The organism is Brevibacterium sp. SIMBA_078, assembly GCF_046534565.1.
GTDB lineage: Bacteria > Actinomycetota > Actinomycetes > Actinomycetales > Brevibacteriaceae > Brevibacterium.
In genome coordinates this window covers 1-264 of sequence record NZ_JAWRYQ010000292.1, presented here as the reverse complement: position 1 = coordinate 264, position 264 = coordinate 1, and the positions used below count along the sequence as shown (strand labels likewise).

1 protein-coding gene is annotated in these 264 nt (G+C 40.2%); it reads left to right on the top strand.

From position 1 onward, the window contains the following. On the top strand, positions 1–264 hold a 264-nt coding region (locus SB749_RS19770; RefSeq protein ID WP_410711807.1), incomplete at both ends, for a hypothetical protein.

Sequence of the window (264 nt, the reverse complement as noted above, 5' to 3'; positions counted from 1 at the left end):
ATTTTGAGGTTTCAGTCGATTTCACAATTAATGCAAATAATATAGGCTCTGCGAACGTTGATTTCTTTTCTACTGGCATAAATGTTTTAGATAATGGCAGTTTGGTGCTTCAGAAGAAAGATGGGGGTAACAATTATGTTACCGTCGACAGTGCTGCCAGTGCAACTGGTTTGCTCAATGTGCTTGATATAATCACTGTAGGTGGGGAGCAGGTTAATCAGTTTAGTCTATCTGGTCTAACTGCTGGTGACTATCGGCTTATAG